Below are 14610 nucleotides of genomic sequence, written 5' to 3' on the forward strand. Positions count from 1 at the left end.
TTGTTGTTTTTAATTGTTATCATGAAATTTCTGTTGCTAACCAAAAGACCAAGCCATGAAATTTCTACAACTAATCACTTTCTTTCTGATATGTTTTGCGTCAAAAACTTATGCTGAAGAGAATCCTGTAGTTTATAGTAAATTCAATTACTATACTTCCGAAGAAAATGCGATAATAATTCTTGAATCCAAAGATGAATCTCATAAATCTGTACAAGTGTTGTATAATGACCAAGTGCTTGCTACAACTACTTTTCAGCAATTAAAAACTAAATTAATTGTTCCAATTTCAAATTATTCTGAAGGAAATTATACGTTTCAGGTTCGGGTCCAGGATGCAGAAAATAAGCAATTATATGCTAAAGAAATAATCATCAAAAAGTTGAAGCCTCATTTTAATGAGGTGAAAATAGATCAGGAATTTAATAGTTTGATAGTGGATAAAGCCCCGTTTTTCCCATTCGGATTTTACTGCGGAACTGTTGGCGATCTTCCGGAACGAGAAGTTGTAAACGGAATGAATATGATTGGTCCGTATCAAGGTAATTTGCCGGACACTTTTGAAGAACGTAAAGCATACATGGATCGTTGTGCTGAATTAGGTGTTAAAGTGCAATATGGTGTAAACTCTTTGGTGAGTTTTGGTCATAATGGCGATAAAGGTTTAGATAAAACAGAAGAAGAAAAATTGGCAATTTTAAAGCAAGAAGTGTTGGCTTTTAAAGATCATCCTGCATTGCTTTCTTGGTATTTGAATGATGAACCTGCTGGGCAAGGACGACCAGTTGAAGATTTAGAAAAGGCTAAAAAACTTATCGAAAGTTTGGATCCGTATCATCCTGTTTCGGTTGTTTTTATGATGCCAGATAAGGCTCATAATTATAGTAATGCTTTTGATATCGCAATGACAGATCCATATCCAATTCCCAGATCGGTAACGGAAGTGGAACGATATGTATCTCAATTAAAACAAAGTCTAAATCATGAAAAATCTATTTGGATGGTTCCGCAAGCTTTTGGCGGTTCTGAAATGTGGCCAAGAGAATCCACTCCAAAAGAAATTCGGGTTATGACGTATTTGGGTATTTTGAATGGAGCGCGTGGTATTCAATATTTTATTCATACGGGAGATAATTTAAATCCGCAATCCGTGAGCATGTGGAATGAATGCAGAAATATGGCGGTGGAAACGCAGCAATTAGCTCCATTTCTACTAATGAATGAAAAAGAAGAGCAATTGGACTTACAAAATTCAGCTTTAAAAGCTACCAAATACACCTATCATGATAAAGAAGTAATTATGGTTGTAAATACCGAAAACGAACTAACGAAGGTTAAATTTCAGTTTGATGAAGAGATAAAACGTGTAAGTCTGTGGTTTGAGAATAGAAATCTAAAAATCACTGATAATGTTGTTAGCGATTTTATAGACGCCATGGATACACGCGTGTATTTGCTTGAAAAGAATTTTCAAAATGAAAATGAAAACAACTTAGTATACAATTCAAGTTTTGAGAAGCTATCAACTCCGGGATTATCAGACGGTCATAATTTGGGGTATACTGAGAATGATTATGCAGATAAAGGAGCTACAGTTTTTACAGATTTTGTACATGCAAAAACAGGTTTGGCTAGTTTAAGAATTACTACTCCAATCAATAATGGTGGTAAACGAGTAAACTTTTTGCCTTTGGTAACCGAAAAAGGTAGCACTTATGAAATGGCAATTTGGGCGAAAGCAAAATCAAAAGATGAAATGCCATCAATCAGTTTAAATTTTAAAGGAAAGGACTTAGAACATCAGTTTCAATTAACTGAAGACTGGAAACGTTACAGTTTTTTGTTTACTGCGGAAGAAGCTAGTACAAATACTATAATTCAACTGGATTTGTTAAATGCAGGAACAGCATGGTTTGATGATGTTAGTTTAACAGCGGAGCCTTCAGTAAATTATACAATTTCAGAAAATGGAATTGCTACAGTTTCTATGAAAACCAATCTTGAAAACAGCAATTTGAAATATCGCTTATTGCCATCAAAAAAATATAAGAATTATAAAAAAACTATTGAAATTGATCAGCCAACAGAAGTGGAAGCTAGTTTATGGCAACACAAGAAACTGATTGCTGTGAGCAAAACGTTTATACCCATAAATAAAGCTCTGTATAAATCAGTATCGTTTTTGGATGAACCCAATGAATCTTATCCGGCAAAAGGAGGTAGTAGTGTTACAGATGGTTTGTTAAGCAGTACATCTTTTAAAGATGAAAACTGGCTAGGCTTTTTGCAAGATGATGTGTCTTTTGTGATCGATTTGGAGAAGGAAACTGATTTGTCAGAACTTACGCTTAATGCACTATGCGATCCTAACAGTGGAATCTTTCTACCAAAGGAATTGATTGTTTCCGTTTCCGAAGATGGAAAAAGGTATAAAGAATTGGCTAAAAAAACAGTGAATCAAAAGTCTGTGCGTGGTGAACCGTACACAGTTCCTTTAAACATAAACTTGAATACAAAATCACGTTACATTAAAATTACAGTGAAGACTTTTGGAGCTATTCCTGAAGGTTATTTATTTGTGGGAACTAATTCTTGGTTTTTCTTTGATGAAGTTCTATTAAATTAATTCTGATCAAAATTTTTAGTGATGAAAATCAAAGCAGGAATCAAGCCTGTACGCCAATAATCCCAAGTGTGTCCACCATTTCTTACGCGATATTCATGAGGGATTTTTAAATCTCTTAATACAATGTGGAGTGTAGAATTTCCTTTGTAAAGATGATCATCATCACCACAATCAATATACATGGCTACATCATCTTTTTCGCTTTCAGAAAGTTGTTTAGCCAAATAAATTGGGCTGTTATGATTATGAAAATCACTTATGCGTTCATCTTTTGGAAGTTTACCGTATGCAGTTTCATAACGAACCGCAAATTCTTTATCAGAAAGCTCAATCATTTCCTCATCAGTTCTAACAGCCGGACTCAATGCGCTTGCTGCAATAAAGAGTTCAGGATGATGAAAACGGTACACCAACGTTCCGTAACCGCCCATAGAAAGGCCGGCAATTCCTCGGTTTTGCTTTTCTTTCTTAACGTGATATTTATTTTCTACAAAAGGCATAAATTCATCAAAGAAAAAATTTTCATACTCATAAGTTCCTTTAATGTTGTTGATGTAATAGGTAGCTTCGCCATCTGGCAAAAAGAAAATTGTTTTTGGAATAATACTATCAGCAATCGCTTGATCTACTTGTGCTTGCATGTCGCCGCCTTCTAACCACTGATTTTCATCACCACCTAGTCCATGAAGCAAATAGATGACAGGATAATCTGTATCATCCTCGTTGTAACCTTCTGGCAGATAAACATTAAAAACTTTGGTTTTACCCAGTGTTTTACTAGAAATGGAATCTTTAAATAGCGTTCCTTGGGCAAATGATAATTGAGCTAAAAACAAAAAAGCTCCTAGAAATATGGTTTTGAAAAATTGCATTGTAGTTGATTCTTTCAGTAAAGATACAATTTTCAAGATAGGTTTATCTTAATTTATTTTGATGAGATTTTGAACTGAAATTACTTTCGTTTCAATTCATTTCTGTAATATTTAAAAGGAACTATTAGCATTCCAAAGCATTCCCCATCTTCTTTTCCTATATGTTTATGATGCATTTTGTGAGCTCTTCTTATAGCTCGTGCATACCAATTATTAGCGTTTCTAAACATTTTAAAACGTTGATGAATAAAGATGTCGTGAACAGAGAAATAAGCAGCACCATAGGCCATAATTCCAAATCCTATTGGGTAACCAAACCAAAAAGAAGTATTCACAGCTGCAGAAAGAAAACTCATGCTAATAACTGCATAAATAATGAAGAAAGCATCGTTTCTCTCAAACCATGAATCATGATCTTTTAGGTGATGATCTTTGTGAAGAACCCAAAGAAATCCGTGCATAACGTATTTATGAGTAAACCATGCCATAAATTCCATGAAAACGAAGGTGCAAAGAAAAACGATAATAAAATTTAGAACAGTCATAGCGAATATTTTATAGTAAATTGAGTCTATAATTTACGTAACATCTGGCAAGAACGCCAAATTTTTGGTAATTAGGAACTCTAATTCTAGTAGATTTTATTTCTAATGATGGAGTATCTTTTAATTTCAATAGTAATTTGAAGTAATATTTGTAAGCCGTGTAAACTCCGAATTTAGCTTCGATAGGTAATCTTACTATTCCCGCATAACCTTTGGCAAAATCTTCTTCAATTTCTTTAATGATGCGGGTTTTAGAAGCTTCATCTAGCATGCTTAAGTTAGTTTCCGGAAAATAAGTTCTATCTAAATCTTCAAAATCATCTTTAAGATCTCTTAGGAAATTCACTTTTTGAAAAGCGGATCCAAGTGCCATGGCGGAATCTTTTAGTTGATCAAATCGCTCTTGATTTCCTTTTACAAAAACCTTTAAACACATCAATCCAACAACATCAGCCGAACCATAAATATATTGATTATATTCTTCTGTGGTTGTATATTCTTTTTTAGAAAGATCTAAACGCATACTGTGCATGAATGCATCGATAAGTTCTTTGTCTATTTCATATTTGTTTACAGTATGCTGAAAAGAATTCAGAATAGGATTCAAACTTATTTTATCTGCTAATGCTTCCTCAAGATCAGATTCAAATTTATTAAACAATCGTTCTTTGTCATATTCATGAAAAGTATCTACAATTTCATCTGCAAAACGAACAAAGCCATAAATATTATGGATGTCTTGCCTAATGGTTGGGGATAACATACGAACGGCAAGCGAGAAAGAGGTACTGTAAGACTCTGTAACTATTTTGCTGCTTTGATATGATACGGAATCAAAAATAGATTTCATAGCTAATTTTTTTGAGTTTTGGCAATGAGTTCCGCTACAAGTTTCCCGGAGATCAATGCTGGCGGAACTCCTGGTCCGGGTACTGTAAGTTGTCCTGTAAAAAAGAGATTTTCAACTTTTTTACTTTTTAATTTAGGTCGTAAAAATGCAGTTTGTAATAGGGTATTGGCTAAGCCATAAGCGTTTCCTTTGTATGAATTGTATTCTTTGATAAAGTCTTTCACACAAAAGCTTTCTTTAAATATAATGTTTTTTTGAACACTTTGCTCTGTAAGTTCTTCAAGGCGTGTAATAATCTTGTTGAAATACAGTTCTCTAAGTTCTTCGGTGTCTTCTAATCCTGGAGCAATTGGTATTAAAAAAATACCTGCTTCTTTACCTTCTGGTGCGGCGTTATCATCGGTCTTAGACGGAAAACTTGCGTAGAATAATGGTTCTTCTGGCCATTTTCCAGTTTTATAAATTGTATCGGCATGAACATCAAAATCTACATCAAAGAATAAAGTATGGTGTTCTACATTTTTAATTTTTTTGTCAAAACCAACATAAAAAAGTAGGGAAGAGGGAGCGAAGGTTTTTTTCTCCCAATAGCTTTCAGAATATTGTCTGTATGGTTTATCTAATAGTGTTTCGGAATGGTGATAATCGGCACCACTAACCACAATATCTGCTTTGTAAAATTCATTATTTACAGTAATTCCCGTAGTTTTTCCGTTTTCAACATTAATTTTTTCAACGTTGGCATTGGTTACAATTTCTACACCAAGTGATAATGCTAATTGTTTGATACCTTCTACAACACTATACATTCCGTTTTTAGGATGCCAAGTTCCCAATCCAAAATCGGCAAAGTTCATAAAACTATAGAACGAAGGTGTGTCCGATGGTTTTGCTCCTAAAAATAGCACAGGGAATTCCAATACCTGAACTAGTTTTGGGTTTTTGAATTCTTTTCTAATGTCTTGTTGAATGGTGGTAACAAATTGTTTTAATCGGGTTGCAGTTTTTGGTGTCACTAATTCCAAAGGTGAAACACCTGGTTTATATACCAAATCTTTGATAGCGATATTGTAATTGTCTTCTGCTTTCGCAATAAATTTTCTGAGCTTCTTACTACTTCCTTTTTCAATTCTATCAAATTCAGCATAAATTTTTTCCAGAGAATCTTCAATACTTATGTAATCATTCTTATCGAAATATACATTGTAAGCAGGATTCAATTTGTTAATCGTATAAAATTCTGAAGGTTTTCTGTTGAAATCAGAAAAGAAACGCTCAAAGACGTCTGGCATCCAATACCAGGTTGGTCCCATGTCAAACGTGAATCCATCTTTTTTTAATTGTCTGGCTCTACCGCCAACTGTGCTGTTTTTCTCAAAAATAGTAACATCAAAGCCTTGTTTAGCTAAGTAACATGAACTAGCTAGAGAGGAAAAACCGGAACCGATAATTGTAATTTTCTTTTTCATTGTTTAACAAATATAGAAAATCATTAAACAGAAAAAACTGAAACAAAAAAAATTTATAAATCTTTAACTAAATCAATAATTGAAGAATAGCTATTCACGCCTTTAGGAAATTCTTTTTCCAGGACATCATTAATCTTTTTACCTATTAACCAAAGTTGATGATTCTCTTGCTTATTCAGCGTCTGTTGAAATAGAGAAACATAATCCTCTACTTTGTCTGTAGCTGGTTGTACTGTAAAATAGGTTAGAAAGACCAATTGATCATAATAAGTGGTTAATTCTTGAAGATTTTCAATAGGCATAGAAGGACCCAAATAAATCGAATGGTAACCACGAAGAACTATTTCATAATTTAGAAAAAGCAATCCAATTTCATGAATTTCATTTTCGGGAAGATAAAGCACAAAGGTTTTAGCATTATTATTTGGAGCTGATCTTTGTAGTTTTTCTGTATTGATTAATATTTTTTGTTTGATTAAGTTCGAAACAAAATGTTCATGAGCCGGAGTAATAGTGTCCGTTTGCCACAATAATCCTAACTCATTTAATAGAGGAATAAAGATGTCATAAAAGATCTCTCTAAACGATTTATGTTCAAGTAGAGCAGCATATGTGCTGTAAAACATGGTTTGATCAAAGTTGATCATTGCCAACTTAAAAGCATTTATAGCTTGACTCTTAACACTAGTTTCGTTGATAATTCCCTTGGCAAGTTGAATAATTTTATCTTCTGAAAAACTGGCTATTTTGGATATTTTATAACCATTTTCGTAAAGTAATGTAACATTTAAAAGCTTTTGAAGGCTTTTGATAGAGTAGTTTCGGATATTAGTATCCGTACGCATAGGGCTAAGCAAGTTATAGCGCTTCTCCCAAATTCTAATGGTGTGCGCTTTGATACCGCTTAGGTTTTCTAAATCCTTTATGCTAAAAACTCTCTTAATTTTGTTCATTAAAAATCAATTTTCACTAAACAAAATTAATTAATAAATCTAAAGAGATAAAATAATAAATGTCTCATGGCCGGAATTTAACTGCTTGGAATTCTTTTTAACAGTTTGTTAAGAAAAGAAAGTGCCTACGACTGGATTCGAACCAGCACGTCCGTTAGGACACCACCCCCTCAAGATGGCGAGTCTACCAATTTCTCCACGTAGGCATAGACCAAAAATAAAAAAAGTTGAGCAATCTGCTCAACTTTTTTTGTGACCCGGCTGGGGTTCGAACCCAGGACCCCAACATTAAAAGTGTTGTGCTCTACCAGCTGAGCTACCGAGTCGGTCAAAAAATGCATTCAGGAAAAGAACTTTGTTTTAAGGTCTGTCATTGTGACCCGGCTGGGGTTCGAACCCAGGACCCCAACATTAAAAGTGTTGTGCTCTACCAGCTGAGCTACCGAGTCATTCATTTCCTGAATGCGGGTGCAAATATAGTAGCATTATTTTATATATCAAGGGAAAATTGATATAAATTTGTTTTTTTTTAAAGTGAAGTTTTTAAGATACTCTTTATTAGTAAATTAACATATTATGATTTTTTTGATTGGATACATGGGCTGCGGAAAATCTGCAGTTGGAAAGGTTTTGGCAAAACATTTAAATAAAAAATTTATAGATTTTGATGATTATTTAGAAGCAAAAGAGGGAGCCATCATCAAAGATATTTTTAAAAATAAAGGTGAAATTTATTTCCGTAAGGCAGAAAGCGTCCATTTACAGTCTTTGATTGAAGAAAATAAAGATGCTGTCATAGCGCTAGGAGGAGGAACTCCCTGTTATGGGAACAATATGCAACAAATTAATGAAGCGTCATCAAAGACGTTCTATTTAAATGTAAACGTGCCTAACCTAACAGAAAGATTAGAAAAGGAAAAATCACATAGACCTGTAATTGCACATTTGTCGAAAGAGGAATTGATGGAATTCATTGGCAAACATTTGTTTGAAAGAAATCCATTTTATCAGCAATCAGCGTTTACTATCAATGCAAATACAAAGACAGTACAAGAAATAGTATTGGAAATAGAAGAATTACTCTAAATAGGCGTAATCACTTCCGTTTTCAAAAACCACGTTAATGCGTTCTTGTAAAGATGTAGATAACGAAATACCCTTGAAATCTGCTTTGATAGGGTATTTTTTATGATTTCGATTCACAAGAACAGCGGTCTTGAATTTCCTTAATGGAACTTCTAGAAAATGTTTCACTCCATACATTAAAACAGTTCCAGAATTTAAAACATCGTCTACCAAAACAAGTGGTTTGTTTGTGTATTCACTTGGAGGAATAGAAGTATCTATATGTTTTTCTAGAGGGTTGTCTTTATGAATATAAACTTCACATAAAATAACGTTCATTTCTGAGATAGCATCCAAGGCTGTTTTAATTTTTTCAGCAAACGTAAAACCATTACCGTTGATACCTGCAATGACAATTTCTTCTTCATCTATGTTAGTTTCATAGATTTGATAAGCAATACGTTTTATTTTATGCTGAATTTCCTCGTGTGAAAGAATGGTATTTTGCATAGTGAATTTCAATAAATTTAAAGATTCAAAAATAGCTATTCTAAGAATATATTTTAGGAGACTTACAATTATTTTTTTGGATACATTTTTACAAATAGCTCTCTTTGTGCTCGCGGTTTTATAGAGTTGTGCGCTGTATCTAAAAGCTGAATATCAAATTTTGACGAAAATAATTCTTCGTATAATTCTTTGTTTCCACCAAAAGGAGGACCTTGTTCTGTCAAAGGAAAATCAAATAGTAATCCTACTAATTTTCCTTTCGGTTTTAATAGGTTAAACATTTTAGAAACGTATTTTTCACGCCATTCTGGTAATAATGCACAAAAAAAGGTATGTTCAATTATGAGATCAAATTCATCTTCCAACTCAAAGAAATCTTGATGAAGTAATTGGCTTTTAGGAAAATAAGGAACTTGTTGAGCAAGATGCGTAAGAGGTTGTTTGGCAATATCTAAAACATACACATGCTCAAATCCTTTGGAGAAAAGATAAGCGGCTTCATGCCCATTGCCGGCTCCCGGAATTAATATTTTTAGATGCTTGTTTGTAAGTTGATCTATATATTGCTGAATGGGAGTTGCGGCATAGCCAACATCCCAACCAGTATTTCCTTCAGCATATCTATGTTCCCAATAATCTTTATTCATCTATTTCCCATTCAGTATCACCTTCTGTATAATCGTCTATATCTCTACGATCTTTTTTGGTAGGTCTTCCGGTTCCTTTTTTTCTGTAATAATCTTTAGAGTATTTCAAAAGCTCAGAATGTTCAAAAGCTTCTTTTGGAGTAGTATCTAACCTATAAAGATCTACCAATTTAGCTCCCACACGGTTTGGTGGAATGTCCAAAACATTGATTTGATAATCAATTTGATTTTTTCTGAATATAATTTTGTCTCCAGGAAATACTTCTCTAGATGGTTTTGCTACGCCACCATTTATTTTTACATGCCCTTTTTTACAAGCTTCTGTTCCAATATTTCGTGTTTTACAATAGCGTATGCACCATAAATATTTATCAATTCGCATCTTCAAAAATTTTTACGCAACGTTTGCGTTATAACTACATCTTTACAAAAATAAGCATTAATAATGGGGTGTCAATATTTGCTTTTCCAAAGGTTATAGCAGAATATATAAAAATTGTATCTTGCGCCCTTAAATAAAACTCAACATATGAAATTGAATAGAATCTCAATCTTTTCATTTTTTGTAGCTACCGCATTTGTAGCAATTTCTTGTAAAAATGATGATGATGTTTCCATTGAACCACCAAGAGATGTTACCGAAGTAATGCTGGAAGATGATGAAGAATTACAAGAATTTTTAGCGACTCATTTTTACAATTACGAAGAATTTGAAACGCCTTCTGAAGATTTTAATTATAAAATAGTTTTTGATACCATTTCTGGTGACAATGCTAACAAAACAGCTCTTTTAGATCAAGTACAAGATACTACTGTTTATATTGATGATGCCGATGGGGAAGCGGTAGCACATAAATTGTATTATTTAACAGTTCGAGAAGGAATAGGAGAGCGTCCACATAGTTGTGATTCTGTTTTTGTAAGGTATACCGGAAGTTCTCTTAAAGGAGTAGATTTTGATAATTCAAACGTTCCTGTTTGGTTCGATTTATTATCTACTGTAAGAGGATTTAGTGAGTTTTTTCCAAAATTAAAAACAGGAGTTTACGAAGGATTACAAAGTGGGGTGCCAACTTACTCAGATTACGGTATTGGAGCTGTTTTCATGCCTTCTGGTCTTGCATATTTTAGTGATGCTTTAACCGGTGTTTCTGCATATTCTCCGTTAATTTTTAGAGCTGATTTATTGTCGTATGAATTAGCAGATCATGATGGAGATTTAGTTCCTAGTTATTTAGAATACAGAGATGAAGATGGTGAAGTTTTAGATACCGATGAAGATGGAGTTGCAGATGTCTACGATACTGATGATGATGGTGACGGAGCTTTAACCAAAGATGAAATTGAATATGAAGATTACAATGGCGATGGAGAAATTACTTTTGATGAAGTAACTTTGACCGATAGTAATGATGATGGTACGCCAGATTATCTAGATCCAGATGTATATCCTGAGGATGAATAAATTTCAATACTACCGATATTCAAAAGCCGAGTTTTTACTCGGCTTTTTTTATAATCTTTTTTTGGGTCGAATTATCATTCGTAAATCTTGATCTTGTGTTGTATAAGATATAACCCAATTGATAAAAGTTCGTAATCTATCCGTATAGCTGATCAAAGAAAACAAATGAATAAATGCCCAAACCATTAAAGCAACAAACCCTTGTAAATGAAATTTGGGTTTAGGAATATCGGCTACGGCTCTGCTTTTTCCTATAATTGCCATGCTTCCTTTGTCTTTATATTGAAATTTTTTGAGCGGCTTATTTTTCGTTTTACTTTTTAAATTATGAGCTAAATTTTGTGCTTGTTGAATAGCAACTTGAGCCAACTGTGGATGCCCATCTGGGAAATTTTCATCTCCTAAACATAACGATGCATCGCCAAGTGCGTACACATCGTTCAAATCTTTTACTTCATGAAAGCTGTTGGTTTCTAGTCGCTTTCCTTTGGTGTAGCTTTCTGCCGGAATTCCTTCAAAAACAATACCTTCAACTCCGGTAGCCCAAATAAGATTTTTGGTTTTAATAGTTTCTCCATTATTCAGAAAAACTTCTTCACCATTAAAATCACTGACTCTCGTTTTCAATAGAACTTCAACGCCATAATTTTTCAATCTATTCTCTGCATATTGTTGCGATTTTCTGCTCATTGGCGGTAGCAAACAATTGGGAGAATTTACAATATATACTTTAGAATTTGTTCCAACAAGTTCGGGGTATTCAGTTTTTACAATGCGTTTTCGCAGTTCAGCAAACATTCCTGCAACTTCTACGCCTGTTGGTCCACCGCCGGCAATTACAATGTTTAAATATTCTCTTCGTTTTTCTATGGACTGAATTTTACATGCCTTTTCAACGCGCTGCAACAATAAGTTCCGCATATTCAAAGCATCTTCCAATGTATTCATAGGTATGGCATGCTTTTCAATGTTTTCCATGCCAAAATAATTGGTTTGCGTTCCGGCAGCCAATACGAGAATATCATAGGTTAACGAACCATTGTTGAGGTGAATTTGTTTGTTTTGTGTATCTATTTTTTCAACTTCACCAAGCCAAAAATGAGTGTTTTTTCGTTTGGAAGTAAGCCTTCTGAATGGATAACTAATAGACGAAGGTTCTAGAAAACCTGTGGCGACTTGGTAAATAAGAGGTGGAAAAAAATTGTAGTTATTCTTATCAACTAAGGTAATTTCATATTGATTATTATTTCGAAGTTTTTTAAGCAAATTAACGCCTGAAAATCCGCCACCAATAATGACTACGTGTTTTTTTTCCATACTGAAAAGTTGATTAGTTCTTTAAAGTTAGGAAAATAGATGTGGAATTAAATATAGCTTTCGGCTTTTACCATTATTTTAAGACGCTGCACCTTCCTTACTTAAAATTGTTAAAGCCAACCGAATGGTCCAATAATCCAACGCTTCCTGAAAATGCTCGTAATAGACTTTCAATTGCGTAGGATTGTCCAATTCTTTTTGAGCAAGTTTTACCATTTCAACTTCTTTTTGATCTACAAATTTGTATAAATCTATAGGTTTTCCGTCTTCGTACAATTTAGCAATATGCGAGTAAATAGTGGTTAAACTCAAATTGCGTTCTTCGGCAATTTCTTCTGGTGAAAGTCCTTTTTCATACCATTCAAAAGTTTCTTGAAACGTGCTTTTCTTTTTCTTCTTTTTGGTTTGTTTTTCTTTTGAAAAGGCAATGATTTCTTTGATGAATTGATAACCGTAGGTTTCTAATTTTCGTCTACCAACTCCACTAATTTCCATCAAAGCTTCATCGCTCATTGGGCGTTCGGCTTCCATTTCTTTCAGGGTTGCATCACTAAAAATATGGTAAGCAGGAATATCTTCATCTTTAGCAATTTGAAGTCGTAACTGTCGTAAACGTTCAAATAAATTATTATCTGTAGATGCTTTTGCAGGTGCAACGCGTTGTTTTTTGGCGGGTTTGCCAAGCTCTTTTTCATACACCGGCTTGGTAAGCGCAACCTGTTGTTTATTAAACAACACTTCTTTGGCTAGGCTAGTTAATTTTAGATGATTCTTCTCGTGGAAAGCAATTTCTACATAACCAGAATTAATGAGTTGAATAATGTATTGTTGCCAATCTAACCAAGCAATTTCAGCAGCAATTCCGTAGGTTTTTATATGTTGATAGCCGTTATCTAAAATAGCAGCGTTTTGCGAACCTCGCAACACATCAATCACCGTACCTATAGGTTCTTGTTCTTTGAGTCTGGCAATACACGAAAGTGCTTTTTGCGCAATGATGGTGCCGTCAAAAAACTGTGGTGGATTTTTACAAACATCGCAATTACCGCAATCTTCTTCTAAATATTCTCCAAAGTAACTTAGCAGAATTCTACGTCTACACGTTAACGCATCTGCATATTGTTTCATGCGATCTAACTTAGCCAATTGCACTTCGCTATTGCTGGCGTTGGTTGCAAATTGGCGCAATTGTACCACATCGGCATAACTGTGAAATAATACAGTGTCAGACGGTAAACCATCTCTTCCGGCTCTACCAATTTCCTGGTAATAGCCTTCAATATTTTTCGGTAAATTATAATGAATTACCCAACGAATATTACTCTTGTCAATCCCCATTCCAAAGGCAATGGTAGCGCAAATTATCTGCGTATTGTCGTTGATAAAATCATCCTGAATTTTAGAGCGTTCTTCATGTCCCAATCCAGCATGGTACGCCACTGCATTAAAATCAGCTGCGGTAAGTTTGCTCGCTACGGTTTCGGTGGCTTTTCGGCTGGTACAATAAACAATTCCACTTTCAAAAGGGCGTTCGTTCAAAAAGCTAATTATTTGTTTTAAACGATCTACACCCGGTTTTACGGTTAAACTCAAATTACTTCTATCAAAAGAAGAAATAAACTGTTTGGCATTTGAGATGTTTAACTGACTGGCAATATCTTCTCGCGTAGCTTTATCGGCTGTTGCGGTAAGGGCAATGACAGGAATTTTCGGAAAACGATTTTTCAAAAAGCCCAATTGCTGGTAAGCCGGACGAAAATCGTGTCCCCAACTCGAAATACAATGCGCTTCATCCACAGCAAACAAACCAATTTCCGTAGTATTAAAAATGGGTTCCAGATAAGTTAAACTCTCTGGAGCTACATACAAAAGTTTGATGTTTCCTTCTTTGACGTGATCGTAAATGTCATGCAATTCAGCTTCGGTCTGACTACTATTGATAAATGCAGCGGCAATTCCGTTTGAATTTAATCCGTCTACCTGATCTTTCATCAAAGCAATCAATGGCGAAATCACAATACTCACGCCTTTCATTACCATTGCTGGCAATTGGTAACAGATTGATTTTCCGCCACCGGTTGGCATAATCACCAACGCATCATTTCCGTTTAAAACCGTGGAAATAATATCTTCTTGCAAAGGTCTGAAAGCATCATACCCAAAATAGGTTTTCAGCGTGTCGTAAAGTACTTGTGGATTTGTCATAAACGCAAAGGTCGGTATTCCGAAATAAAATCAGAAATAGAAGTCAAAATCTTTCTATTTCGTAAATTTGTTTCAAATTACAAGGA

Annotated in this window: 13 protein-coding genes and 3 tRNA genes; 3 read left to right on the forward strand and 13 right to left on the reverse strand. The window is 34.3% G+C overall.

Annotation, left to right across the window (positions count from 1 at the left end; translation table 11 throughout):
• The first annotated feature begins 55 nt into the window (after positions 1-55).
• Positions 56-2626: a carbohydrate binding domain-containing protein gene (locus tag BM383_RS05270; protein WP_093023749.1), complete on the forward strand. Its 2571-nt coding sequence runs from the start codon at positions 56-58 to the stop codon at positions 2624-2626.
• Here BM383_RS05270 and BM383_RS05275 read toward each other — a convergent pair.
• From BM383_RS05275 to BM383_RS05310, 8 genes are all read right to left on the reverse strand, one after another.
• Complete coding sequence (locus tag BM383_RS05275; RefSeq protein ID WP_093023751.1) at positions 2623-3498, reverse strand: alpha/beta hydrolase; 876 nt, start codon at positions 3496-3498, stop codon at positions 2623-2625. The genes BM383_RS05270 and BM383_RS05275 overlap by 4 nt on opposite strands.
• Positions 3499-3578: 80 nt before the next feature.
• On the reverse strand, positions 3579-4043 hold the full coding sequence (locus tag BM383_RS05280; protein ID WP_093023753.1) for a sterol desaturase family protein: 465 nt from the start codon (positions 4041-4043) through the stop codon (positions 3579-3581).
• A gap of 10 nt (positions 4044-4053) precedes the next feature.
• Positions 4054-4893, reverse strand: coding sequence for a phytoene/squalene synthase family protein (locus BM383_RS05285; RefSeq protein ID WP_093023755.1), 840 nt, complete (start codon positions 4891-4893; stop codon positions 4054-4056).
• A 2-nt stretch (positions 4894-4895) separates the two neighbouring features.
• Positions 4896-6362, reverse strand: a complete 1467-nt coding sequence (locus tag BM383_RS05290; protein WP_093023757.1) for a phytoene desaturase family protein — start codon at positions 6360-6362, stop codon at positions 4896-4898.
• 53 nt (positions 6363-6415) lie between these two features.
• Positions 6416-7315 (reverse strand): MerR family transcriptional regulator, encoded by a 900-nt coding sequence (locus BM383_RS05295; RefSeq protein WP_093023759.1) that lies wholly within the window; start codon positions 7313-7315, stop codon positions 6416-6418.
• A gap of 122 nt (positions 7316-7437) precedes the next feature.
• Positions 7438-7521 (reverse strand) — tRNA-Leu (locus BM383_RS05300).
• A 47-nt stretch (positions 7522-7568) separates the two neighbouring features.
• Positions 7569-7641, reverse strand: a tRNA-Lys gene (locus BM383_RS05305).
• Between the two features lie 50 nt (positions 7642-7691).
• Positions 7692-7764 (reverse strand) — tRNA-Lys (locus BM383_RS05310).
• 127 nt (positions 7765-7891) lie between these two features.
• On the opposite strand from BM383_RS05310, the gene BM383_RS05315 reads away from it, so the two are divergent.
• Positions 7892-8401: a shikimate kinase gene (locus tag BM383_RS05315; RefSeq protein WP_317040060.1), complete on the forward strand. Its 510-nt coding sequence runs from the start codon at positions 7892-7894 to the stop codon at positions 8399-8401.
• On the opposite strand, the gene BM383_RS05320 is transcribed toward BM383_RS05315, so the two are convergent.
• The 3 genes from BM383_RS05320 to BM383_RS05330 form a co-directional block, all read right to left on the reverse strand.
• Complete coding sequence (locus tag BM383_RS05320; RefSeq protein ID WP_093023763.1) at positions 8393-8890, reverse strand: phosphoribosyltransferase family protein; 498 nt, start codon at positions 8888-8890, stop codon at positions 8393-8395. The genes BM383_RS05315 and BM383_RS05320 overlap by 9 nt on opposite strands.
• A 68-nt stretch (positions 8891-8958) precedes the next feature.
• Positions 8959-9537, reverse strand: coding sequence for a methyltransferase domain-containing protein (locus BM383_RS05325; protein ID WP_093023765.1), 579 nt, complete (start codon positions 9535-9537; stop codon positions 8959-8961).
• Positions 9530-9919, reverse strand: a complete 390-nt coding sequence (locus tag BM383_RS05330; protein WP_093023767.1) for an RNA-binding S4 domain-containing protein — start codon at positions 9917-9919, stop codon at positions 9530-9532. The genes BM383_RS05325 and BM383_RS05330 overlap by 8 nt, the downstream gene beginning before the upstream one ends.
• Positions 9920-10066: 147 nt before the next feature.
• Here BM383_RS05330 and BM383_RS05335 point away from each other — a divergent pair, with 147 nt between their 5' ends.
• Entirely contained in the window at positions 10067-11002 is a 936-nt protein-coding gene (locus BM383_RS05335; RefSeq protein WP_093023769.1) for an FKBP-type peptidyl-prolyl cis-trans isomerase, read from the forward strand.
• Positions 11003-11050: 48 nt separating this feature from the next.
• On the opposite strand, the gene BM383_RS05340 is transcribed toward BM383_RS05335, so the two are convergent.
• Both BM383_RS05340 and recQ read right to left on the reverse strand, forming a co-directional pair.
• The gene (locus BM383_RS05340; protein WP_093023771.1) at positions 11051-12319 is read right to left on the reverse strand and encodes an NAD(P)/FAD-dependent oxidoreductase; all 1269 of its coding nucleotides are present in this window, start codon (positions 12317-12319) and stop codon (positions 11051-11053) included.
• A 78-nt stretch (positions 12320-12397) separates the two neighbouring features.
• On the reverse strand, positions 12398-14524 hold the full coding sequence (gene recQ, locus BM383_RS05345) for a DNA helicase RecQ (RefSeq protein ID WP_093023773.1): 2127 nt from the start codon (positions 14522-14524) through the stop codon (positions 12398-12400).
• Between the last annotated feature and the right edge of the window lie 86 nt (positions 14525-14610).

Source organism: Pustulibacterium marinum (assembly GCF_900116665.1).
In the GTDB taxonomy this organism is placed as follows: Bacteria; Bacteroidota; Bacteroidia; order Flavobacteriales; family Flavobacteriaceae; genus Pustulibacterium; species Pustulibacterium marinum.